Source organism: Archangium lansingense (assembly GCF_026626635.1).
GTDB lineage: Bacteria > Myxococcota > Myxococcia > Myxococcales > Myxococcaceae > Archangium > Archangium lansingense.
In genome coordinates this window covers 11076949-11097764 of sequence record NZ_JAPNKA010000001.1, presented here as the reverse complement: position 1 = coordinate 11097764, position 20816 = coordinate 11076949, and the positions used below count along the sequence as shown (strand labels likewise).

General features: G+C 67.4%; 20 protein-coding genes. 11 read left to right on the top strand and 9 right to left on the bottom strand.

Going from position 1 to position 20816, the window contains the following annotated elements:
* Nucleotides 1–141: 141 nt before the first annotated feature.
* A complete protein-coding gene (locus tag OV287_RS44365; protein ID WP_267540107.1) occupies nucleotides 142–1023 on the bottom strand; it encodes a TIGR02266 family protein in 882 nt (293 codons plus the stop codon).
* 19 nt (nucleotides 1024–1042) lie between these two features.
* A complete protein-coding gene (locus OV287_RS44360; protein ID WP_267540106.1) occupies nucleotides 1043–1414 on the bottom strand; it encodes a response regulator transcription factor in 372 nt (123 codons plus the stop codon).
* A gap of 145 nt (nucleotides 1415–1559) precedes the next feature.
* Here OV287_RS44360 and OV287_RS44355 point away from each other — a divergent pair, with 145 nt between their 5' ends.
* The 3 genes from OV287_RS44355 to OV287_RS44345 all read left to right on the top strand — a co-directional run bounded on the left by OV287_RS44355 (nucleotide 1560) and on the right by OV287_RS44345 (nucleotide 4113).
* On the top strand, nucleotides 1560–2945 hold the full coding sequence (locus OV287_RS44355; protein WP_267540105.1) for a M20/M25/M40 family metallo-hydrolase: 1386 nt from the start codon (nucleotides 1560–1562) through the stop codon (nucleotides 2943–2945).
* A gap of 409 nt (nucleotides 2946–3354) precedes the next feature.
* Complete coding sequence (locus OV287_RS44350) at nucleotides 3355–3825, top strand: hypothetical protein (protein WP_267540104.1); 471 nt, start codon at nucleotides 3355–3357, stop codon at nucleotides 3823–3825.
* An 87-nt stretch (nucleotides 3826–3912) separates the two neighbouring features.
* On the top strand, nucleotides 3913–4113 hold the full coding sequence (locus OV287_RS44345; RefSeq protein WP_267540103.1) for a hypothetical protein: 201 nt from the start codon (nucleotides 3913–3915) through the stop codon (nucleotides 4111–4113).
* Nucleotides 4114–4156: 43 nt separating this feature from the next.
* Here OV287_RS44345 and OV287_RS44340 read toward each other — a convergent pair whose 3' ends face one another.
* Nucleotides 4157–5353, bottom strand: a complete 1197-nt coding sequence (locus tag OV287_RS44340) for a small ribosomal subunit Rsm22 family protein (RefSeq protein WP_267540102.1) — start codon at nucleotides 5351–5353, stop codon at nucleotides 4157–4159.
* A gap of 62 nt (nucleotides 5354–5415) precedes the next feature.
* Between OV287_RS44340 and OV287_RS44335 the strand changes: the two genes are divergently transcribed.
* The 4 genes from OV287_RS44335 to OV287_RS44320 all read left to right on the top strand — a co-directional run bounded on the left by OV287_RS44335 (nucleotide 5416) and on the right by OV287_RS44320 (nucleotide 9188).
* The gene (locus tag OV287_RS44335) at nucleotides 5416–6411 is read left to right on the top strand and encodes an ABC transporter ATP-binding protein (protein ID WP_267540101.1); all 996 of its coding nucleotides are present in this window, start codon (nucleotides 5416–5418) and stop codon (nucleotides 6409–6411) included.
* A complete protein-coding gene (locus OV287_RS44330; protein WP_267540100.1) occupies nucleotides 6408–7211 on the top strand; it encodes an ABC transporter permease in 804 nt (267 codons plus the stop codon). The genes OV287_RS44335 and OV287_RS44330 overlap by 4 nt, the downstream gene beginning before the upstream one ends.
* A gap of 5 nt (nucleotides 7212–7216) precedes the next feature.
* Entirely contained in the window at nucleotides 7217–8008 is a 792-nt protein-coding gene (locus OV287_RS44325; protein ID WP_267540099.1) for an ABC transporter permease, read from the top strand.
* Between the two features lie 337 nt (nucleotides 8009–8345).
* On the top strand, nucleotides 8346–9188 hold the full coding sequence (locus tag OV287_RS44320) for a Uma2 family endonuclease (protein ID WP_267540098.1): 843 nt from the start codon (nucleotides 8346–8348) through the stop codon (nucleotides 9186–9188).
* A gap of 42 nt (nucleotides 9189–9230) precedes the next feature.
* Here OV287_RS44320 and OV287_RS44315 read toward each other — a convergent pair whose 3' ends face one another.
* Nucleotides 9231–9620 (bottom strand): RidA family protein, encoded by a 390-nt coding sequence (locus tag OV287_RS44315; RefSeq protein WP_267540097.1) that lies wholly within the window; start codon nucleotides 9618–9620, stop codon nucleotides 9231–9233.
* Between the two features lie 187 nt (nucleotides 9621–9807).
* Here OV287_RS44315 and OV287_RS44310 point away from each other — a divergent pair, with 187 nt between their 5' ends.
* Nucleotides 9808–11427, top strand: a complete 1620-nt coding sequence (locus OV287_RS44310; protein ID WP_267540096.1) for a peptide chain release factor 3 — start codon at nucleotides 9808–9810, stop codon at nucleotides 11425–11427.
* A 120-nt stretch (nucleotides 11428–11547) separates the two neighbouring features.
* Nucleotides 11548–11916, top strand: coding sequence for a hypothetical protein (locus OV287_RS44305; RefSeq protein WP_267540095.1), 369 nt, complete (start codon nucleotides 11548–11550; stop codon nucleotides 11914–11916).
* Nucleotides 11917–11947: 31 nt separating this feature from the next.
* On the opposite strand, the gene OV287_RS44300 is transcribed toward OV287_RS44305, so the two are convergent.
* The 3 genes from OV287_RS44300 to OV287_RS44290 all read right to left on the bottom strand — a co-directional run bounded on the left by OV287_RS44300 (nucleotide 11948) and on the right by OV287_RS44290 (nucleotide 15443).
* The gene (locus OV287_RS44300; RefSeq protein ID WP_267540094.1) at nucleotides 11948–12625 is read right to left on the bottom strand and encodes a response regulator; all 678 of its coding nucleotides are present in this window, start codon (nucleotides 12623–12625) and stop codon (nucleotides 11948–11950) included.
* Nucleotides 12622–14727 carry an ATP-binding protein gene (locus OV287_RS44295; protein ID WP_267540093.1) on the bottom strand — a complete coding sequence of 702 codons (2106 nt, stop codon included), beginning with the start codon at nucleotides 14725–14727 and terminating at the stop codon, nucleotides 12622–12624. The genes OV287_RS44300 and OV287_RS44295 overlap by 4 nt, the downstream gene beginning before the upstream one ends.
* A 200-nt stretch (nucleotides 14728–14927) precedes the next feature.
* Nucleotides 14928–15443 (bottom strand): GbsR/MarR family transcriptional regulator, encoded by a 516-nt coding sequence (locus tag OV287_RS44290; protein ID WP_267540092.1) that lies wholly within the window; start codon nucleotides 15441–15443, stop codon nucleotides 14928–14930.
* 75 nt (nucleotides 15444–15518) lie between these two features.
* Here OV287_RS44290 and OV287_RS44285 point away from each other — a divergent pair, with 75 nt between their 5' ends.
* The gene (locus OV287_RS44285; protein ID WP_267540091.1) at nucleotides 15519–17879 is read left to right on the top strand and encodes a PEP/pyruvate-binding domain-containing protein; all 2361 of its coding nucleotides are present in this window, start codon (nucleotides 15519–15521) and stop codon (nucleotides 17877–17879) included.
* A gap of 44 nt (nucleotides 17880–17923) precedes the next feature.
* Here the strand turns inward: OV287_RS44285 and OV287_RS44280 are convergent, their stop codons facing one another.
* Both OV287_RS44280 and OV287_RS44275 read right to left on the bottom strand, forming a co-directional pair.
* Complete coding sequence (locus OV287_RS44280; protein ID WP_267540090.1) at nucleotides 17924–18610, bottom strand: hypothetical protein; 687 nt, start codon at nucleotides 18608–18610, stop codon at nucleotides 17924–17926.
* Nucleotides 18611–18696: 86 nt separating this feature from the next.
* Entirely contained in the window at nucleotides 18697–19242 is a 546-nt protein-coding gene (locus OV287_RS44275; protein ID WP_267540089.1) for a hypothetical protein, read from the bottom strand.
* A 67-nt stretch (nucleotides 19243–19309) separates the two neighbouring features.
* Here OV287_RS44275 and OV287_RS44270 point away from each other — a divergent pair, with 67 nt between their 5' ends.
* A complete protein-coding gene (locus tag OV287_RS44270; protein WP_267540088.1) occupies nucleotides 19310–20809 on the top strand; it encodes a carboxypeptidase M32 in 1500 nt (499 codons plus the stop codon).
* Nucleotides 20810–20816 lie beyond the last annotated feature (7 nt).

The window sequence follows — 20816 nt, the reverse complement described above, 5'->3', positions numbered from 1 at the left end:
GCTGTGCTCCGTAGACCAGAGCGTAGGGCAAGACGGGGGAAATGCACATGCGCTTCGCCAACGTGACGAATCCGGACGGGCTGGAACTGAAGGCGGTGGTGGTGGTGGTTGCCGCCTATTTCGTGCTGGCCGCGGTCTTCCTCAGCGGGATGTTGTAGGCGCCCCGGTGCGGTTGCCGCGGAGGAACTCGTCGATGAACGAGCGCTCCTCCGGTCGCAGGTCCGCCAGGCCCAGGCCATAGCCGCGCGGCTGCTTGCCGTCATCCAAGGTGTACTCCCAGATGACGGAGCTGCGCAGTTTGATCTGCCGCTGCTGCTGCTCGAAGTTGAGCACCAGATCCACACGCATCCCCAGCCTCAGCGGCTTGTCGGTGGGGATGAAGAGGCCTCCGGACTGGAGGTTGATGATGCGGTGATCCGTGAAGATGCCCGCGGTGCGCGTGCTCACCTTCACATCCACCTGGAGCCGGTCGTTGCGCGTCTGCTGCAACCCGACGAACTCCTCGGCCGAGTAGGTGTAGCCCTGGGCCTGCTGCTGCTGGCCGGGGCGGGCCGCCGCGTTGGGCGCGCGGGCGGGCGCCTGCTGGGCCTCGGCCTCGCGCATGCGGCGCGCGAGCAGCTCGAAGACCTCGGCGTGCGCCTTGCGCAGCTCGGGGTGGGTGTCAGGCCCCTGATGCTCGGGTGAGTAGCGCTTCGCCAGGCGGAAGAAGGCGCCGCGCAGCTCCTCCATCGGCGCGTCCGGCTTCACGCCGAAGAGCTGGTGGGCCGGCAGTCCCTGCATCTGGCGCACCTGCTGGCGCAGCCGCTCGGCCTGCTGGACCTCGGCGGCCGGGTTGGCCTTGAGCGCGCCCAGCAGATCCTTCACCTCGTTGAAATGCTCGATAGGCTCCCACGAGGAGCCGTCGCGAGAGGCGCGGGTGACAGCCTTGAGCCGCCCCGAGCCGATCAGCTCGCGCAGCGACTGGAGCGTCAGGGGCCCCAGCACGCGACCGATGGAATCTCCGATCCAATAATTCGTCGACACGCGGTCACCTCGTGAGGGATCAGTGGGCCAGGGCCTGGCGGACAGCGAGGGCGATCTCCAGCGGATGGAAGGGCTTGCCCACGAAGCCCACGGCGCCGGCGGACATCGCCTGCTCCACCACGGGCTCGGCATCCATGCTGCTGATGATGAGCACCCGCGTGTCGGGAGACGAGTCCTTGAGGGCTGCGAGCACCTCCAGCCCGCTGCGTCGGGGCATGAAGAGGTCCAGCAACATCACCGCGGGACGCTCGCGCGCCGCCACCTCGAGTCCCTCCTGTCCATCCGACGCCTCGAGGAGCCTCACCTCGAGGCCGCTCTCTTGGATGGCATCCTTGAGGAGGCTGCGGACGAACCGATCATCATCGACCAGCAGAAGAGTCGGAGTGGACATGCTCGTGAATGATAAGCCGAATGGCTCTTGAATGCCCGCGCAACCTGGAAGGCCGTGCATCGATGAACGCAGCGTGAAAGAGGATGGACGGGAAGTCGACGAGTGCTCCACGGTACTGACTGCTTTTGGAGTAAGTGAGGGGGCCATGTCCACTGACAAAGCCCTGGCTCATTTCGAATCTCAGAAGAACAGCTACCTCGAAGATTTGAAGCAGTTGGTGCGAATTCCCAGCGTCTCATTCGATGGGTTTGACCCAGCGCATGTGCGTGCGAGTGCAGAAGCCACAGCGAGACTGTTGAAGTCGCGTGGCTTCGAAAATGTGCAGCTTTTGGAGCTCGAAGGCGCACATCCGTATGTGTATGGCGAGGTTCTGAAGGCTCCTGGCAAACCCACTTTGTTGCTGTATGCGCACCATGACGTACAGCCAGCAGGAGACGAGGCGGCGTGGAAGAGCCCGCCGTTCGAGCCGCAGGTGAGAGATGGGCGCCTGTATGGACGAGGCTCGGCGGACGACAAGGCCGGCATCGTGGTGCACACCTCGGCGGTGGAGGCGTGGCTGAAGGGCGCGGGTGCGCTGCCGCTCAACGTGAAGGTCGTCATCGAGGGCGAGGAAGAGGTGGGCAGCGAACACCTCGAGACGTTCCTGCAGAAGCACAAGGCGCTGCTGAAGGCGGATGCCATCGTGCTGACGGACACCACGAACTTCGAGACGGGGTTGCCGTCCATCACCACGGCGCTGCGTGGACTGGTGACGGTGGACGTGGAGGTGCGCGCGCTGCGGCAGGCGGTGCACTCGGGCATGTGGGGCGGGCCGGTGCCCGACCCGGTGATGGCGCTGTGCCGGATGCTGGCGACGCTGACGAACCCGGACGGGAGCATCGCCATCGAGGGCATCTATGAGCAGGTGCGTCCGCTGAGCGAGGCCGAGCGCAAGAGCATCCAGTCGCTGCCGGGTGACGCGGAGTACTTCAAGAAGCAGGTGGGGATGGTGCCGGGGGCGCAACTCTTGGGAGGTCGCCACCCGTGGGAGATGAACTGGCGGCAGCCGGCGCTGGCCATCAACGCCATCCAGGCCAGCAGCCGCAAGGACGCGCGCAACATCATCTGCGACACGGCCTGGGCACGCGTGGGCATCCGCATCGTTCCCGACATGGATGCCCAGGACGTACAGCGGCGGCTGGTGGAGCACCTGAAGAAGGTGGTGCCCTGGGGGCTGGAGCTTCACATCAAGGCAGACCCGCCGGCAGGCCCGTGGTTCACGGATATTTCGCACCCGGCCTTCCAGGCGGCGTTTCGCGCGCTGCGCAAAGGCTACGGGACGGAGCCGGTGGCCATTGGATGCGGTGCGTCGATTCCGTTCGTGGAGCCGTTCGCCAAGGAGCTGGGTGGTGTGCCAGCGCTGCTCATTGGCGTGGAGGACCCGTACACGAACGCGCACTCGGAGAACGAGAGCCTGCACCTGGGCGACTACGAGAAAGCGGTGCGCAGCGCCATCCACCTGTACGAGGAGCTGGCGAAGGATTTGAAGTAGGCAGGTTGAATACCGGAGGGGCAGTCCCGTCGGAGGCGGTGAGTCGTTCGCTCATCGGGAACTGCCCATGTCCTCGCTCTTCCGTGTCATGTCGTGTGCCCTGCTCGTCGGGGTGTTGCTCGTCTCCGCCTCCGCGGAGGCTCGCTTCGGCAAGCGCTCGAACTCCTCGGAGGACACGGAGGAGGAGTCGGACTCGCGAGTCCATGATGCCACCCCAGTGGGGAGGGGCTCTGGCTCCAGCGGATCCGGGCACGACGACTCTCCTGTGTTTTATCGGTCGAGGCCTTCACGCTCCTATGTGACGTCCCGGCCTTCGCACTCTTTCTGGAGCGAGTCGCGATTCGCATCGCGCCGCCATCGGAATTTCACCCTAGGGCTCGACGCCCAGGTCATGCGGGAGGGCGCGGGAGTGGGCCTGCATCTGGGCGTGGAAGGCGAGCGGTTCGGTGGCTTCCTGCGGACGAGCGGGCTCACGCTGAAGGCGGATGATGGGAGCGGAGACACGGACAACATCTCCGTGACGGAGCTGCACCTGTCGTTCGCTGCCTTGACGGGGCGGATGGGGCGGCTGCGGTTGGAGGGAGGCGTGTCCGTTGCCAAGGCCCCGGACGTCACCTTCGTCGGCCCCAGCGTGGGACTCTCGTCCGAGCTGTACCTGCTGCGCTCCCTGTCCCTGGAGGCCAGAGTGCAGCTCACTCCCTGGCCCCACCGCCAGCTCGATGCCGCGGGCGGCATGGTGTGGTACCTGGGCGCCTGGCACATGTTCGCCCTGCGCGGTGGCATGCGGGTGCTGATGTTGGACGACGCGGGTTGGGTCGATGGTGTCGCCCACCGCGACGTGCTGCCCGGTCCCTACGTCTCGTTCGGGCTGGCCATCTGAGCCCTGCCTCCGGGTGGGGGCGAGACGTCACCCAGGATTCACCGGCGTGCAACACGGCCTTCGCATGGAGGGGGGAGAGTAGAGCCCATGAACGTCGCGTCCCTCTTGAATCCCCCTCGCACCGACGGCCCCACGCCGAGTGCCCTGAAGCTGCTGCGCGTCGAGACTGGCCTGCTCGCCCAGGCCCTCCTCGGTTCCATTCGGGAGAGCACTCGGGAGAGCGTGCTCGCCTTCCGCTTCATGCGCAGCCTGCTGCTCAACGGAGCGGCCTCCGTTCCCTTGAAGTAGGGCCCTGGAGGCACGGGTCCGCTTCCAGGTGGGAACCTGGGGTTCAGCTACCCTCACCCTTTCCCTCTCCCGAGGGGAGAGGGGGAGGGGGCGCAGGTGGGACTCCCTTGCCCGCGTAGGCCACCACCTTCACCTCCGAGGTGTCGTCCAGCGCGAGCCCGTCTCCCTTTGCCTCCGTGTTCGTCACCGAGATGACGTCGCCTCGGTGCAGCTTGAAGAAGCGCTCGTTCTTCTCCGTGCGGTGCTTCTCCTGCATCGCCAGCCCCATGCGGCCCTCGGGTCCACAGCCGATGAATCGCTGCCGCCCCTTGCCCTCGAGCGACTCGGACACGATGCGGAACAGCCGCTCCGGTCTCGGCTCTGGCCAGCCCTCGCCCTTGGGCGCCAGCATCAGGTAGCTCATCTTCAGCGACTCCTTGTGGAGCCCCGCCGCCCGGGCGATCTCCTCCACCACCTTGGGCATCGGCCAGTCGCGCTCCGCGTGGCACCAGTCGCTCTCCTTCACCAGTGCCGGGCACGCGCCTCGGTACATGCACGGCGCGCGGATGGCGTAGCCCTTCTCCACCATCTCGTCCCGCACCTTCAGCAGCAGCCGGGACGTCTCGCGCAGCGCCGGCTCCAGCACCAGCAGGCTTCCGCCCGGTTTCACCTGTGCCAGTGCCTGCTCCAGCAGCGCCGCACGTGGCTTCACCGCCTCGTCCCCTGAGCCGTACAGCTCATTGAGGACATGTCCCATGGTGATCAGGTCGTACTTGCCCTCGGGTGGAGCCGCCTTACGCGTGGGATCCCACTCCCGGGTGGCGAGCGCCTCGCCCGCCTCCGCCGCGAGCTCCCGGGCAAGCGTCAACGCCGGCTTGCTCCGGTCCGCCGCAGTGACCTCGGCGGCCCCGGCATCCAGTGCGGCAAAGGCCATGGGGCCCGGTCCGCTGCCCAGGTCCAGGACAGTGCGCGGCCGGTTGGGCAGCTCCCCGAGGGCCTCGCGGGCCTGGGCATAGGACACGGGCCAGTAGAAGAGCAGGTAGGCGCCCAGGAGCTTCGGGTCGTCCATGTACCGGGCTCCGGCCAGCTTCCGGTCACGCGTCAGCCCGAGGGAGAGCTGCTTCACCCCTGCTCCCACCTCTTTGACTTCCTGCGGCGTCAGGCGCGTCTCGGGCCCGTCCCCCCGCTTCCGGGCCTCGCGCCACACGGCGATGAGCCGCGGTATCCACCGCTCCAAGTCCTTGCCGTAAGCGCCACTCATCCAACCCTGCCTTCCAACGAGGGGTCGCCTCTTGAGGGCAACCGCGTTAAATCCCGTCCCAAATGATTTCCGTCCGAGACCTGCGCAAGCACTACCAGGTCCACAAGCGCCCGCCTGGCCTCAAGGCCGCCCTCCGCTCCGTCTTCCACCGGACCTACACCTCCGTGAAGGCGGTGGATGGCATCTCCTTCGAGATAAAGCCCGGGGAGCGCGTGGGCTTCCTCGGTCCCAACGGGGCGGGGAAGACCACCACCCTCAAGGTGCTCGCCGGGTTGCTCCACCCGTCGAGCGGTGAGGTGCGAGTGGATGGTCATGTTCCCCGCCACCGCGAGGATGCGTTCCTCAAGAAGATCATGCTGGTGATGGGGCAGAAGCAGCAGCTCCTCTGGGACCTGCCGCCCGCCGAGACGTTCGAGCTCAACCGGGCCATCTACGACGTCCCCCGTGCCCAATACAAGCAGACGCTGGACGAGCTGGTGACGTTGTTGGAGCTGGAGGAGCTCATCGGCAAGCCGGCGAGGCAGCTCTCGCTGGGCGAGCGGATGAAGTGCGAGCTGGCCGCGGCGCTCATCCACCGCCCGAAGGTGCTCTTCCTGGACGAGCCCACCATTGGCCTGGACGTGTCCATGCAGGCCATCATGCGGACCTTCATCAAGTCCTACAACGAGCGCAACGGGGCCACGCTCATCCTCACCAGCCACTACATGGATGACGTGGCGGCGCTGTGCCCGCGGGTCATCGTCATCGACAAGGGCCTGCTGTCGTACGACGGCGGCCTGGACGCGCTGGTGCAACGGGTGCGGCCGGAGAAGCGGGTGGTGTTGCGCCTGAACCAGCCGGTGGACGTGAACAGCCTGGCGCCCCTGGGCAAGGTGGTATCGCACGACAACGTCACGGCGGTGCTGCAGGTGCCGCAGGATGCCGTCAACACCACCGTCAGCCGGGCCCTCTCCCACCTGCCGGTGCAGGACCTGACGGTGGAGAACGCGCCGCTGGAGGAGGTCATGAGCGAGTTGTTCGCCGAGACGAAGGCCCACCGGGGAACGGTGGGCACATGAGCGCGGGGAGCACACTGCGGGCCCTGCCCACGCTGCTGCGGGTGGGCCTGTCCGAGGCGGTGGCCTACCGGGCGGAGATGTTCGTCTGGGTGCTGTCCACCACCATGCCGCTCATCATGATGGCGCTGTGGACGGCGGTGGCCCGGGAGGCGCCGGTGGGCCAGTACGGCTCCCAGGACTTCGTGCGCTACTTCCTGGCGGCCTTCGTGGTGCGGCAGATGACGGGGGCCTGGGCGGCCTGGATGATCAACTACGAGGTCCGCCAGGGCACGCTGGCCATGCGCCTGTTGCGGCCCATCTCGCCGCTGTGGGGCTACGCGGCGGAGAACCTCGGGGCCATGCCCATGCGGCTGTTCGTGGTGGTGCCGGTGGCGAGCTTCGCCGTGTACACGGTGGGCTGGCAGTCGGTGCCCCAGACGGCGTGGGGCTGGGTCTTCTTCCTCGTGTCTCTCTTCGGCGGATGGCTCATCACCTTCCTGGTGAACGTGGCCATTGGCACGCTGAGCCTCTACATGGAGAGCAGCACCAAGCTGATGGACGTATGGCTGGCGCTCTTCTTCGTGTGCTCGGGCTACCTCTACCCGGTGGATCTCTTCCCGCCCGTGTGGCGGACGATCATCGACTGGCTGCCCTTCCGCTACCAGATAGGGCTGCCGGTGGAGTTGATGACGAACGCCCACGGATTCGGGGCCGCGCTGGGACTGCTGGGGCGCCAGTGGCTGTGGGTGGGGCTGATGCTGCTCCTCAGCCTGGGACTCTGGAAGCGGGGCCTGAAGCGCTTCGCGGCCTTTGGAGGGTGAGGGAGATGCTGCGGCGCTATCTGAGCCTGCTCGGAGTGCAGCTGAGGGCCTCGAGCCTGTTGGCGATGCAGTACCGGGGGGACTTCGTCATCGAGGGCATCATCTCCCTCTTCTGGACGGCCACCGCGCTGGCACCGCTCTTCGTCGTCTACCGGGATCGGCAGTCCATCGCCGGGTGGAGCTTCGGCGAGGCGCTGCTGGTCATCGGGTGGTTCACCCTGCTGCAAGGGATTCTCGAGGGGGCCATCAACCCGAGCCTCACCGGCGTGGTGGAGCACATCCGCAAGGGGACGCTGGACTTCGTGCTGCTCAAGCCAGCGGACGCGCAGTTCCTGGTGTCCACCGCGCGCTTCCTGCCGTGGCGTTCCATCAACGTGCTGGCGGGGCTTGGCTTGTTCGCCTACGGCTTCCACCTGATTGGCCGCCTTCCCTCACCGGTGGGGGTGCTGGCCTCGCTGGTGCTGCTGGGCACGAGTGTGTTGCTGCTCTACTCATTGTGGATATTGACGGTGAGCGCGGCCTTCTACGTGGTGAAGGTGGACAACCTGACGTACTTCTTCACGTCCATCTTCGATGCGGCGCGCTGGCCGGCGTCGGTGTTCCGAGGGTTCCTGGCCTTCGTCTTCACGTTCGTGATTCCGCTGGCGGTGATGACGACCTTTCCGGCGCAGGCGATGCTGGGGCGGCTGCCGTGGATGTCGCTGGTCTGGGCGGTGGTGGGCTCCATCCTCTTCGCGTTCCTGTCGAGGAGGGTGTGGCTGCACTCGATTGGCCACTACACCTCCGCGAGTAGCTGAGCGCCTCCCACCCCGAGTCGCTGCGCATCTCCTGCTTCGAGCGACTGAGCACCTCCCATCTCTCTCGCTGACCTACCCCTCTCCCCTCGGGAGAGGGACGGGGTGAGGGTGCCCGTCACTCGGGTTGGGCCCCGAAGCGTGGCCCGACATGACTTGAGAAGTCATCTGGAATGGCTATTATCTCGAAGGTCAGGTGTGGGAGCTTCGGGCTGACGGCCCGGCACCTGCACGAGGCGCTATCGAGATGCCATCCCCATCCGACGATCCGCCGCCTTTCGCCGAACGCTTCCACGCGAGACCCCCTTGGTCTGCCCACCGGAGGAGACATAGGTTTCCCATGCACATCATGAGAATCGGGCCCTATCGCATCGATCCGGATGACCCACGCGCACCGTCCCAGGAGGTTTGGGAGCGGCTGACGCCCGAGGAGCGTGCGCGTATCGTCGAGGGACTGCCGTCCGAGTTTCCGGTCTCCGAAGCGGCTCCACCCGAGGGAGACCCGCACTTCGTGGCCAAGGTGGAGACGCGCCAGGTGCTGGGGGACTTCTTCACACGCGCGGGCCGCAAGGTGTACCTGGCCTGTGAGCTGCCCGTGTACTACCCGGGCGAGCGCATGTTCGCTCCCGATGTCATCGCCGTTCTGGGGGTGGAGTCGCACGAGCGCATGCGCTGGGTGGTGAGTGCCGAGGGCAAGGGGCTCGACTTCGCTCTGGAGATTCATGTCGCGGGCGATCGCCGCAAGGATCTGGAGCGGAACGTGAAGCGCTTCGCCCGGCTTGGCATCCGCGAGTACTTCCTGTTCGACCGTGGGCGCTTGCGGCTCAACGGGTGGAGGCTGGAGGAAGGGCGGCGTGGCTACGACGCCATCCTGCCGCAGCAGGGCTTCTTCGCGTCCGAGGTGTTGGGGCTGGAACTGCGGGTGGATGGCGAGCGGCTGCGTTTCCATCACGACCGGGTGCCCCTGCCAGCGGCGGACGAGATGATCGCCATGCTCGAGCGGAGGGCACGGGAATCGGAGGTGCAACTCGCCAGGGAATCCCAGGTGCGCGCCGAGTTGGAGCACCGGCTCGCCGAGGAGGCACGCCTGCGCGCCGAGGAAGCACGGCGCCGGGAGGAATCCGATCATCGGTTGGCCGAAGCCCTTGCCGAGCTGGCGCGGCTGCGCGGCGATCCAGGCTGAAGCCGCCCCTTCGCTCGGGCCCGCGCCGTGCCGGGCAGAGGCTCAGTCGGGGATGATGGCGTCGGCCTCAATCTCCACGAGCATGACGGGGTCGATGAGGCGGCTCACCTCCACCATGCTGGTTGCGGGGCGGATGGTGCCGAAGACCTCGCCATGGGCCCGGCCCACATCTCCCCAGAGGGAGATGTCCATCACGTACATGCGAGTGCGAATCACGTGCTCCATCCGGCCCCCGAGGGCCTCGAGCGCCGCCTGGATGTTGCGCAGCGCCTGGGCGGTCTGGGCGTAGACGTCTCCCTCGCCCACCACCTGGCCCGAGGCATCGGTGGCGGTGGTGCCGGAGACGGAGATGTAGGGGCCCACGCGGACGGCGCGGGAGTAACCCACGCGCGGCTCCCAGGCGGTGCCAGTCGAGTACGTGTTGCGCTGCATGGTGGCTCCTTGGTGGGAAAGGCGGGAAACCCCCACCCTAGCCCTCTCCCAGCAGGAGTGGGGACATACCTGGGGTGCGCCTGGAGGCGGGGAGGGGCCTGGCCGCCTGGAGGCTTTCCGACGGAACGGGTCCGGAATGTGGAACCTCGCGAAAAAACACACGCCCCGTGATAGTTCCCATCCCGATATGGCATCCGAGCTCGACCAGGAAGTCGCCCGTCGGCGCACCTTCGCGATCATCTCCCACCCCGACGCCGGTAAGACGACGCTTACCGAGAAGCTGCTGCTCTACGGCGGCGCCATCCACCTGGCTGGTAGCGTGAAGGCCCGCCGGGCGAGCCGCCACGCGACGAGCGACTGGATGGAGCTGGAGAAGGAGCGCGGAATCTCCGTGACGTCCTCCGTGCTCCAGTTCCCCTACCGGGGCCACGCGGTGAACCTGCTGGACACCCCGGGCCACCAGGACTTCTCCGAGGACACCTACCGCACGCTGGCGGCGGCGGACTCGGCGGTGATGCTCATCGACGCGGCCAAGGGCGTCGAGCCGCAGACCAAGAAGCTCTTCAAGGTGTGCCGCATGCGCGGCATCCCCATCTTCACCTTCGTCAACAAGCTTGACCGCTGGGGCCGCGCGCCGCTGGAGCTCATGGACGAGCTGGAGCAGGTGCTGGGCATCCGCGCCTACCCGATGAACTGGCCCATTGGCATGGGGCCGGAGTTCCGGGGCGTGTATGACCGGCAGTCCAAGGTGGTGCACGTCTTCGCCGCGGAGGGCCGCCATGGCGAGTCCGAGGTGCAGGAGCGCTCCATCTCCATCGACTCACCGGACATCCTCACCGTCCTCTCCGAGCGCGAGCTGGCCACGCTCAAGGAGGAGATCGAGCTGCTGGACATTGGCGGGGACGAGTTCACCCGGGAGAAGGTGGAGCAGGGTCAGCTCACGCCGATGTTCTTCGGCAGCGCGATGACGAACTTCGGCGTGCGGCCGTTCCTGGACCACTTCCTGACGCTGGCGCCGGCGCCCACGTCGCGTCAGACGAAGAACGGGCCGCGCGAGCCCACGCACCCGAAGTTCGCGGGCTTCGTGTTCAAGATTCAGGCGAACATGGACCCGGCACACCGCGACCGCATCGCGTTCATGCGGGTGGTGTCGGGCCGGTACACGAAGGGGATGAGCGCGTTCCACTCGCGGCTGGGCAAGGAAGTGCGCCTGGCCAAGCCGAGCCAGTTCCTGGCGGCCGAGCGCACGGCCATCGAGGACGCGTGGCCGGGGGACGTGATTGGCCTGTTCGACCCGGGGATGTTCCGCATCGGGGACACGCTCTGCGAGGGCGAGGACCTGCTGTTCGACAGCGTGCCGCGCTTCAGCCCGGAGTACTTCGCGATCGTCCGCTCGAAGGATCCGTTGCGGCGCAAGCAGATGGAGAAGGGGCTGGAGCAGCTCTCCGAGGAGGGCACGGTGCAGATCTTCCAGCAGCTCGGGATGGGGATGAAGGATCCCATCGTGGGCGTGGTGGGAGCGCTGCAGTTCGAAGTGTTGCAGTACCGGGTGGAGCACGAGTACGGCGCGCGCATCATGCTGGACCGGCTGCCCTTCAGCCACGCGCGGTGGGTGGTGGGGCCGAACTTCGATCCGAAGACGTTCGACTGGGAAGGCAACCGGCAGACGGTGCAGGACCGTGACGGCCTGCCGCTGGTGCTCTTCCGGGACGACTGGGCCTTGCAGCACGCCGAGGAGAAGCACCCGGAGCTGAAGTTCCTCTCGGCGGCACCGCTGTTGCGCCAGCTGGCCGCGACGGGGAGCTGACGCCCGCCTATCGCTTGCGCCTGGTGTCGTAGGGGGGCGCTCGTCCCCCCTGAACCGGGGGTTCAGCGCCCACGACACGCGTGTTACCGGAGAGTCCTCACATGTTGGCAAGGGGGCCTCATGAACAAGCTCGTGTGGTGTGTCGCGTCGTTGGGGCTCTTGGGGTGTGGGGCTCTGGTGGATCTGACCGGAATCGAGACGAGCTCCGCGCACTGTGACTTCCGCCAGAGCGGCCCGAATGGTCGGGAGGATCGCTGCCAGGAGCGGGTGGAGGTCATCAAGGGGGGCATCGAGCCCTTCAAGGGCCTCTGCACGTCGATTGGGGCAGTCGCTGGAGACGGCCCCTGCCCGCGCGAGGGAGTGGTCGGCGGGTGTTTCATCGGCGAGCAGGGTGACGGCAGCGACGTCAACGACTGGTACTACGCCCCGATGACCCGTGAGGATGTTCGGGGCAAGTGCACCTCCCGGGAGCCGTTCCTCGAGCCGTAGCCCCAACCCGTACCTCGAAGAAATGGGACCCCTAAACCAGCCCGCGCCGTGCTGCCTCCAGTGCGGCTTCGGCGCGGGAACAGATGTTGAGCTTGCGGTAGATGTCCTTCACGTAGCCGGCGACCGTGCTCTCGGCCAGGCCGAGCATCCCCGCCACCTCGCCTATTCGCATTCCGCGGCCGATGTAGCCGAGCACCTCGGTCTCCCGAGGAGTGAGCACCGCGGAAGGCGCGGGCGGTGGGGGCGCTGGGGCCTGCTGGCGGCTCGGCTCGCGTGATCGCTCCCGGAAGAACTCGAGGATGCGGCGGGCCACCGGTGGGGAGAGTGCTGGCGTGCCCCCCTCCAGTTGCCGGAGCTGCCGCAGCCAGAGCTCCTCGGGGGTATCCTTCAACAAGTACCCGTGCGCACCCGCGGAGAGCGCCGGGAAGAGGTGGTCATCGTCCGCGTAGATGGTGACTACGACGATCAACGACGAGGGATGCGTGTCGCCCAGTTGCTTGATGAGCTCGACGCCCGAGCCATCAGGCAACCCGAGGTCGATCAGCGCCAGGTGCACCGTGCTTCGCTCCTGGATGAGCGCACGTCCCGCGGCGACGCTTCCCGCCTCGAAGATGGTGGGGTGAGGATAGGCCTTCTCCAGCCGCAGCCTGAAGCTGGCGCGGAGTTCGGGCTGATCATCGACGATGAGCACCTGCTTCTCGTCCGTCATGCGTGCCCCCTCTCCGCGCCAGCGTACAGACGCTCTTGCACGGGGAGCCGGAACTCCAGCAGGGTGCGCGACGGCCCGGACTCGATTCGCACCTCACCTCCCGCCTCCTCGCCGCGCTGCTTCAGGTTTCGCAGCCCTTCACCGCTCCCAGCGCTCTCATCAAAGCCCGCTCCGTCGTCCCGAATGGTGAGGAGCAACCCCTCCTTGCCACACTGGCTCGTCACCTCCACCTTCCGGGCCCGCGCGTGGCGAATCACATTCGAGATGGCCTCCCGTGTCATCGACACGAGCTGGCGCGAGACATGGTGGCTCAGCTCGGCGCCGTCCGGCTCCGCTGGGGGAATGGGCCATTCGAGCTCGATCCCAGCGGCTTCGAGCCGCTGCGAGGTCTCGTGCCGGATGTCCGCCAGCACGTCCGCCGCCGGGATGAGCCGTCCAGTCAGCGCGCTCACGATGGAGCGGATGTCAGCGATGGCCAGCCGGATGGATTGCCGGGTCCGGTCGAGCGCGTCCTGGTGGAGTGCCGTTAGCAGTCGGGCCCCCACGTCGTCGTGGAGATCTCTCGCGATCCGCAGGCGCTCCTCTCGGACTCCGCGGTCATAGGCGTCGCGGCTGGCTTCGATCTGGCGCATCAGCTCGACCAGGTACTCTCCCAACCGGAGATGCTGCGGGCCAAAGAGGGTGCGTCCCTTGAAGGGATAGGCGGCGCGCAGCGCGGGCGCTGAAGCCGATGGCGGCAGCAGCAGCTCGAGACCATCCTGTTGGAGCTGGACCTGGCGCACCTCGTCGGCCACGGGCTCGAGGGTGAGTGGATCGAAGAGTCGCCGCACCAGGGCCTTCCACCGCTCCGCGCGCTGCTCTCCGGCCGGCGCGAAGGCCACCTCGAGCAGGGCCTGGAAGAGCTGCTGATCACTGAGCTGCCTGCGCGACACCAGGCGGGACCAGAGCCAGTTGCGCAGCGGCAAGTATCCGAGCCCGCATAGCAACACCGCCAGCCCCAGCGAAGAGGACGCCTCGAGCTGGAGCAGGACCGCGAGCGCGGCGTCCAACAGGAGGAGTGCAAGGGCGCCGCCCACCCAGAACAGGATGCGGTAGGCCCACTCGTCGAGCTCGAAGAGGCGGAAGCGGCGCAGCCCGAGCGCCAGGCCCACGTCCATCAGGAGGAAGAACCCGAAGGAGTATCCCTGGGCAATGGGGGGAATGCCGCCCAGCAGGGTCGAGCCCACGCGGGTGAAGACGAAGAGGCTCGCTCCCACCAGGATGGAGAGGCCGAACCACTGCAGCGAGGCCTGCGCGCGCGGGTCACCTCGGGTGACTCGCCACTGCACCACAGCGCACCCGAGGGCGAGCAGCATCTCGGAGAGAATCGGGAGCTGCGCCCCCCATTCCTGATCTGGCGTGAGTCGGAAGAGGTTGGCGAGCAGCCAGGTGACGAAGACGGCTGGCACTGCCCAGAGCCAGCGCGGCCGGACGAGCTGCCGGGGATAGGAGAGGAACAGCGCGACCAGGCCGTTACCGAAGAGGGAGGCACCCGTCTGATTCAGCGCGGAGAGCGTGCGGATCAGCCCACCGTCGAGCGCCAGCTCTCGCGTGCTGTAGACGGCGGCGGTCACGGTGAAGAGCGGAAACATCATGCTCATCACGCCGAACATGCGGACCGCCACGTCTCGCGAGCGGAGCACGAAGACCCAGGCGCCGATCAGGAAGCCCGCGCTCCCGGCGAAGAGCTGGAACCAGAAGACAGGTGGCAGGCTTCGGAGGGGTCTCCGCGCTTCGGGGGAGAGGGTGAACGAGCGAGGCTCACCCTCCTGTCCGATGACCTCCAGCCGCACCGAGCCCGTCGCGAGTATCCGGGCCAGACGGCTCTGCTCCGCGAGAAAGCCGTCCAGCTGCTCGTAGGTCTGGAAGAGATCCGGATCCTCGACGAGTGCCGTCGCGGAGATCACGACGCGCGGATGCTCCGGGGCGCTGATGGCGAGGAGCCTGGCGGGGACGGGAAGCTGGGAAGAAGGACCCTCTCCGTGGACGACGGTCACCGTGCCAGCCTGGAGATCGGCCTCGAGCGTCAGGCCCATCCAGGGCTGCGACAGGGCCAGGAGCACGGCTCCGGTACACCAAAGCACTGCGAGGAGAGCAGCTCCGAGGAGCTTGTGGGCGGGAGAACTCAGATTCACTGTAGACATCGAGTCCGAGTCTAACTCACCTGGAGTGAAGCTCTGTCCTCCCCAATATCCCCTCGCCCTCCGGGAGAGGGACGGGGTGAGGGTATCTCGATTCCTGGGTTGAACCCGTGGCGGTGGCCCTAGCTCTTGCGGCCTGCCGCGCGGATCTCCTTCCACTTGCGCAGCAGATGCGGGAACTCGCCGCGGACGAACTCGAAGAAGCGGCGTGTCTCGTCGAGCCGGGCTCCCGCGGGAGAGTCCACTCCGAGCGCGGCGATTCCTTCCTCGAGTCCCTGCTCCCAGCGAACGAGTGTCTCGTCGCGCCGGGTGAGCGACTCGTACCACATGTCGTTGTGCACCCTGTAATGGTCCCGGCGCTCGCCCGGCTCGCGCTCGCGAGACACCAGCCCGAGCTGCATCAAGTACCGAACGGCGATGGAGATGGCGGCGGGGCTGACGTGGAGCATGGCGGCGAGCTCGGCCGCGGTGCTCCGGCCCTCGTCGGCGATGAGGAGGCCCACGAAGACCCGGGCGGGCATCCGCGGGAATCCTGAGTCCGACATGATCAGGGCGAAGCGCTCGACGAACCGTCCCACCGCCACCTCGTCACGCTCTGCGCGGTCTGCCTTCCGCGTCTTCTTCGATTCCTTCGCCATGTCCCTCCGAGGCTAGCACGGGCCAACATTCTTTCGAACATTTACGAATTTATAAAACAAGTATACGAATAGGCCATGACGACAACGGTCTGCTTCTTTCGGGAACTCACGGCCGAGCAGTCTTCACTGGCGGGTGGCAAGGGCCGGACGCTCGCCCGGCTCCAGCAGGGCGGCCATCCGGTACCGGACGGCTTCATCGTGCTGGCCAGCGCGTTCGAGGGAGACACGCTCCGGCCCTCGGAGTGGGAGCAGGTTCGTGCGGCGCTGGCCCGGCTGCGAGCGGGTCAGCCAGAGCGCTCGTTCGCGGTCCGCTCGTCGGCCCTGAGCGAGGACTCCGCGCGAGCCTCGTTCGCAGGCGAGTTCGAGACCGTGCTCGAGGTGCGCGAGGACAGCGCCGTGCGGTCCGCGATCGAGTCCGTCCGCCGCTCGCGTCACGCGGGCCGGGTGGCGGCCTACAGCCAGGCACAAGGACTCGAGTCCGCCCACGAGGTCGCCGTCGTGGTCCAGGTGCTCGTGCGAGCCGAATTCGCGGGGGTGCTGTTCACCGCGGACCCGGTGACGGGCAGCCACCTGGCGATGGTCGGCAACTATGTGCGTGGCCTGGGCGAGCGACTGGTCGCTGGCGACACGAACGCACCGTCCTTCACGCTGAGCAGACCGCGAGGCGTCTATGCAGGCCCCGAGGAGCTGCGCCGCTACGCGAGGCAACTGTACCGGCTCTCCGCACAGCTCGAGCGGGAGCTCGGCGCGCCCCAGGACATCGAGTGGGCCATCGCGGAGGGCAGGCTCGCCGTGCTGCAGGCGCGGCCCATCACCACCTTGCGCGGCCACGACCCAGCGACGGGCGAGTGGAACGACAGCCTGACGGGCGATTACCTGTGGACGAGCACGAACCTCGGTGAGGCCGTGCCCGATGTGATGACGCCCTGCACCTGGTCGCTCGTTGGGATCTTCATTCGCCAGACGCTGCCGCTCCTGTACCTCTGCGGCTACCAGCCGATTGGCAACATCGGCGGGCGCTTCTACATGAACCTGAGCCTGACCTCGACGATTGGCGCGGCGTTCGGCTTCAGCCGGAAGCGGCTCGCCGAATCGAGCCAGGAAGCCTTCGGGAAGCTCCCGGACGAGCTGGAGATTCCCCTGATTCCGCTCTCACGCTGGAGCGTACTGCGGGCGTTGCTGCCGGCGGTGCTGCGCCTCAAGAGCCGGTTGCGCGCCAATGAGAAACGGGTGCCCGCGTTCCTCGAGACGGCACCGGCGCGCTGCGAGGCGCTGCGAGCCCGGATCCAGGCTACGTCCAGCGCGGCGGAGTTGAGCCAGCTGTGGAAGGCCGAGCTGGAGCCGTTCTTCCACGAGTGCTGTCACATGCTGGAGGTCTGCGCTCGAAAGGAGGGAAACCCCTCGGTCGCACTTCGGCGAGAGCTGAGCGGGCTGGTGGGTGATGCCGATACCAACGCACTGCTCTCGGGGATGAGCGCGGGAGCGAGCCGGCTCGAGAGCCTCGGGCCCCTGCTGGGTCTCACGCAGCTGGCTCGCGGGGAGATCGATCGCGAGACCTATGCTCAGCGATATGGCCACCGCAGCCCGCATGAGTTCGAGGTGTCCATTCCGAGGCCGGCGGAGGAATCGGAGTGGATCGATCGGCAGCTCGCCGGCTTGCGTGATGCACCGGTGGATGTGAACACGCTGCTCGCGCGTCAGAAGGAAGCACATGCCGCGGCGTGGGAGCGCTTCCGGCAACGCTACCCGCGCAAGGCCGCCGCGATCCGGCGCCGGCTCGACCGGGCTGCGGTGGCGGCCCACGCCCGTGAGGCGGGGCGTTCGGAGGTGGTCCGCGTGTTCTGGCCGCTGCGGATGTTCGTTCAACGTGCCGGTGCCCTCACCGGTCAGGGCGAGGCCCTCTTCTTCCTGTCGATTGAAGAGATTCTCTCCGTCCTGGGAGGGGATGACGCGTCGCTCGCCTTCATCCCGGCGCGACGTGAGACCCATGCCCGCTATCGTGCGTTACCGCCCTATCCGGCGCTGATCCGCGGGCGCTTCGATCCATTCCACTGGGCGGCGGATCCGCGGCGGCGCAGCGACAGGTTCGACGCGCGTGGTGACGGCGCGCCCGCCAGCGATTCCATCACCGGCTTCCCCGGAGCGGCGGGGGTCGTCGAGGGGCGGGCGCGGGTGCTGCTCTCGGCCGACGAGGGCGGGCAGCTGCAGGCGGGTGAGATTTTGGTGACGAGTGTGACCAACGTCGGCTGGACGCCGCTGTTCCCCCGAGCGGCCGCGGTCGTCACCGACATCGGGGCGCCGCTGTCGCATGCCGCGATTGTCGCGCGCGAGCTGGGCATCCCCGCCGTGGTCGGCTGTGGAAACGCGACGATGCGGCTGCGCACGGGCGACCGGGTGAGGGTCAACGGCGGGCAGGGGACGGTGGAGGTGCTGTAGGGGACAAGGGACCCGGGTTGTCCCCGGGTCCCGAAGCGCTACTGCTACTTGCTGGCTTGCTGGCAGTACCCGTTACCACCCTCGAAGTGGAAGCCGAGGTTGACGGTGGGCTGATCGACGATGCAGTTGCTCACCACGAACTCCGTGTTCTTCAGATCGCCGCTGGTCACGATGTCGCTGAACTGGCCAGCTTCCGAGAGGTACGAGCCATTCCGATTGACGTAGCTGAACACCTTCGACAGGTCGGAAGCGGTGGTGGGGAGAGCGCCGGAAGGCGAATAGGCCCGGACGCGGATCCGGAAGCGCGTGGGGATCTGCGGGGTGCAGTTCGAGTCATTGGCCGTCAAGGAGAGCAGCTCGGCGGCGTAGATGACCGGGCCGGTGGAGGTGGCCGGGTCCCACGAGACAGGGTACTTGTTGAAGTTATCGCAGGTCGGGGTGGGCACGGTCTGGCAGGTCTCGCTGGAGCCGCAGTACGAGCCGTAGGCGCAATCGGAGGGCTGAGGGTTGGCGAGGGTGCAGGGCGGGCCCGGCTCCTCTGTACCGGCGTCAGTGCCCGCGTCGGTGCCCGCATCTGTCTCGGTACCGGCGTCATTCCCCGCATCCGAGCCGGGGTCCTCGGTCCCCGCGTCGTTGCCAGGGCGCTCACCGGGGTCGTCCGGGTTGCAGGAGGTGGCCGTGAGGACGAGGCCCAGCGAGAGGGGAAGGAGGACTGAAAGGAATCGTCGCAAGGTCGCGTCTCCGGGTAACAGCCAACCGGCACACAGGTGCCGGGGGGGAGACAGATTCTAGCGCTCCACACTGGCGCCGAGCTTGCTCACTTGTATGGCACCACCGTGCCTCCGCGGTGGGCCGAGTCGCGCAGCACCAGGCGGGTCTCCTTGTAGAGGCGCGCGGCCTTGGGGCCGACAAGGAAGGCCTTGGGGTCGCCCTTGCGGAACGTCTTCTTAAGGTACTCCTCAATCTCCCGGTACAGGCGCCGGAACTGGTCCGAGGCCGCGTCCTTGCGACCCGTCTGGGGCGTCACCTCCATCTCGGCCCACATCTGCCCGCTGAGCAGCTCGCCCTCCTCGTTCATCCGGCAGCGCTCCATGAAGATGACGGGCGAGCGCACTTCGTCGATGCGCCAGAAGCCCTTGTCCGGGCCGCGCTTCACCTTGTCCACGATGGCCGGCCCAACGCCCACGGCCACCAGGTAGATGTCTTCCTCGGGCAGCCGGGGGACGTTCTCCTGGCTGGCCCGGAAGGTTTCCCAGTCCGGGGGGACGCGCCGGGGGTACACCTCCAGCTCGAAACGCTCGAGGAAGCGGAAGAAGGCGACCTCGTCGTCGGGGGACATGAAGTACTGAAGCTGGCTGGCCATGGTGAGGCAATTAACCGAATGCCGTCCCTTGCGGAAGTCCGAGGCGATTCAGACTAAAGAATCCGCCATGGAAAAGACCTTCGACGCGCTGCTCGCCCGGATGCAGGAGCTTCGGGACCTCGGTGGACTCATCAGCCTGGCCACTTGGGACCAGGAGACCTACCTGCCCCCCAAGGCGGCGGAGTCGCGGGCCTTCCAGCTTTCCACCCTGCAGGGCATCTACCACGAGCGCCTGGTGGACCCCCGGCTGGGCGAGCTGCTCGCCTCGGCGGTGGGCAACAAGCACCTCACGGATGACCAGCGGGCCATGGCGCGGGTGCTCATCCAGGAGCGAGACCGGGCGGTGAAAGTGCCCAAGGCGCTGGTACAGGCGCTTGCCGAGGCGCAGAGCCGGGGCCTCGTGGCGTGGCGCGAGGCTCGCAAGCAGAACCGCTTCTCCGTCTTCAAGCCCGCGCTGGAGCGGATGCTGACCCTGCGCCGCGAGCAGGCGGATGCCTACGGCCATGACGGGGAGCGTTACGACGCGCTGCTCGAGGGCTACGAGCCCGGCATGCGCGTGGCGCGCCTCAGCCCGGTGCTCAGCGCCCTCCGGAACAACCTCATCCCCCTGGTGGCGGCGCTCCAGTCCGCGCCGCGCAAGGTGGGGGACCTCTTCGAAGGCCGGCGCTTCGACACCGAGACGCAGTGGCGCTTCACCATGCGGCTGCTGGGGGACATGGGCTTCGACCTGGAGGCGGGGCGGCAGGACAAGAGCATCCACCCCTTCTCCAGCGGGCAGCACCCCATGGACGTGCGCCTCACCACGGACTTGGAGGAGGGCTCGCTTACGGCCCTCTTCAGCACGCTGCACGAGGGTGGACACGGCCTGTATGAGCAGGGCTTCTCCGCGGACCACTACCGCACGCCGCTGGCGAACGCGCCCTCCATGGGCATGCACGAGTCTCAGTCGCGCATGTGGGAGAACCTGGTGGGACGCGGTCGGCCCTTCTGGTCGCACTACCTCCCGGCACTGCGCGAGGCCTTCCCCCAGGCGCTCGCGGGCGTGGAGCTGGACGCCTTCCACACGGCCATCAACCGCGTCACGCCCTCGCTCATCCGCGTGGAGGCGGACGAGGTGACGTACAACCTGCACATCGTCCTGCGCTACGAGCTGGAGCTGCTGCTCATCCAGGACTCGCTGCCGCTGGACGAGTTGCCCTCTGCCTGGAGCGAGCGCATGCGAGGCTTCCTGGGCGTCACCCCGCCGGACGACACGCAGGGCGTGTTGCAGGACATTCACTGGGCCTGGGGCGAGTTCGGCTACTTCCCCACGTATGCGCTGGGCAACCTCTATGCCGCGTCCCTCTACCGCGCCGCGCAGCGCGCCATGCCGACGTTGGAGGAGGGCTTCGCCCGCGGCGAGCTCAAGCCCCTGCGCGAGTGGTTGCGCACCCACGTCCACGCAGATGGCTACCGGCTGCCCGCCGAGGACCTGGTGCGCAAGGTGACAGGCCAGGGCCTCACGGACGTGGACTTCCTCGCCTACCTCAAGTCGAAGTTCGGCGCCCTCTACGGCGTGACGCTCTGACGGCGGC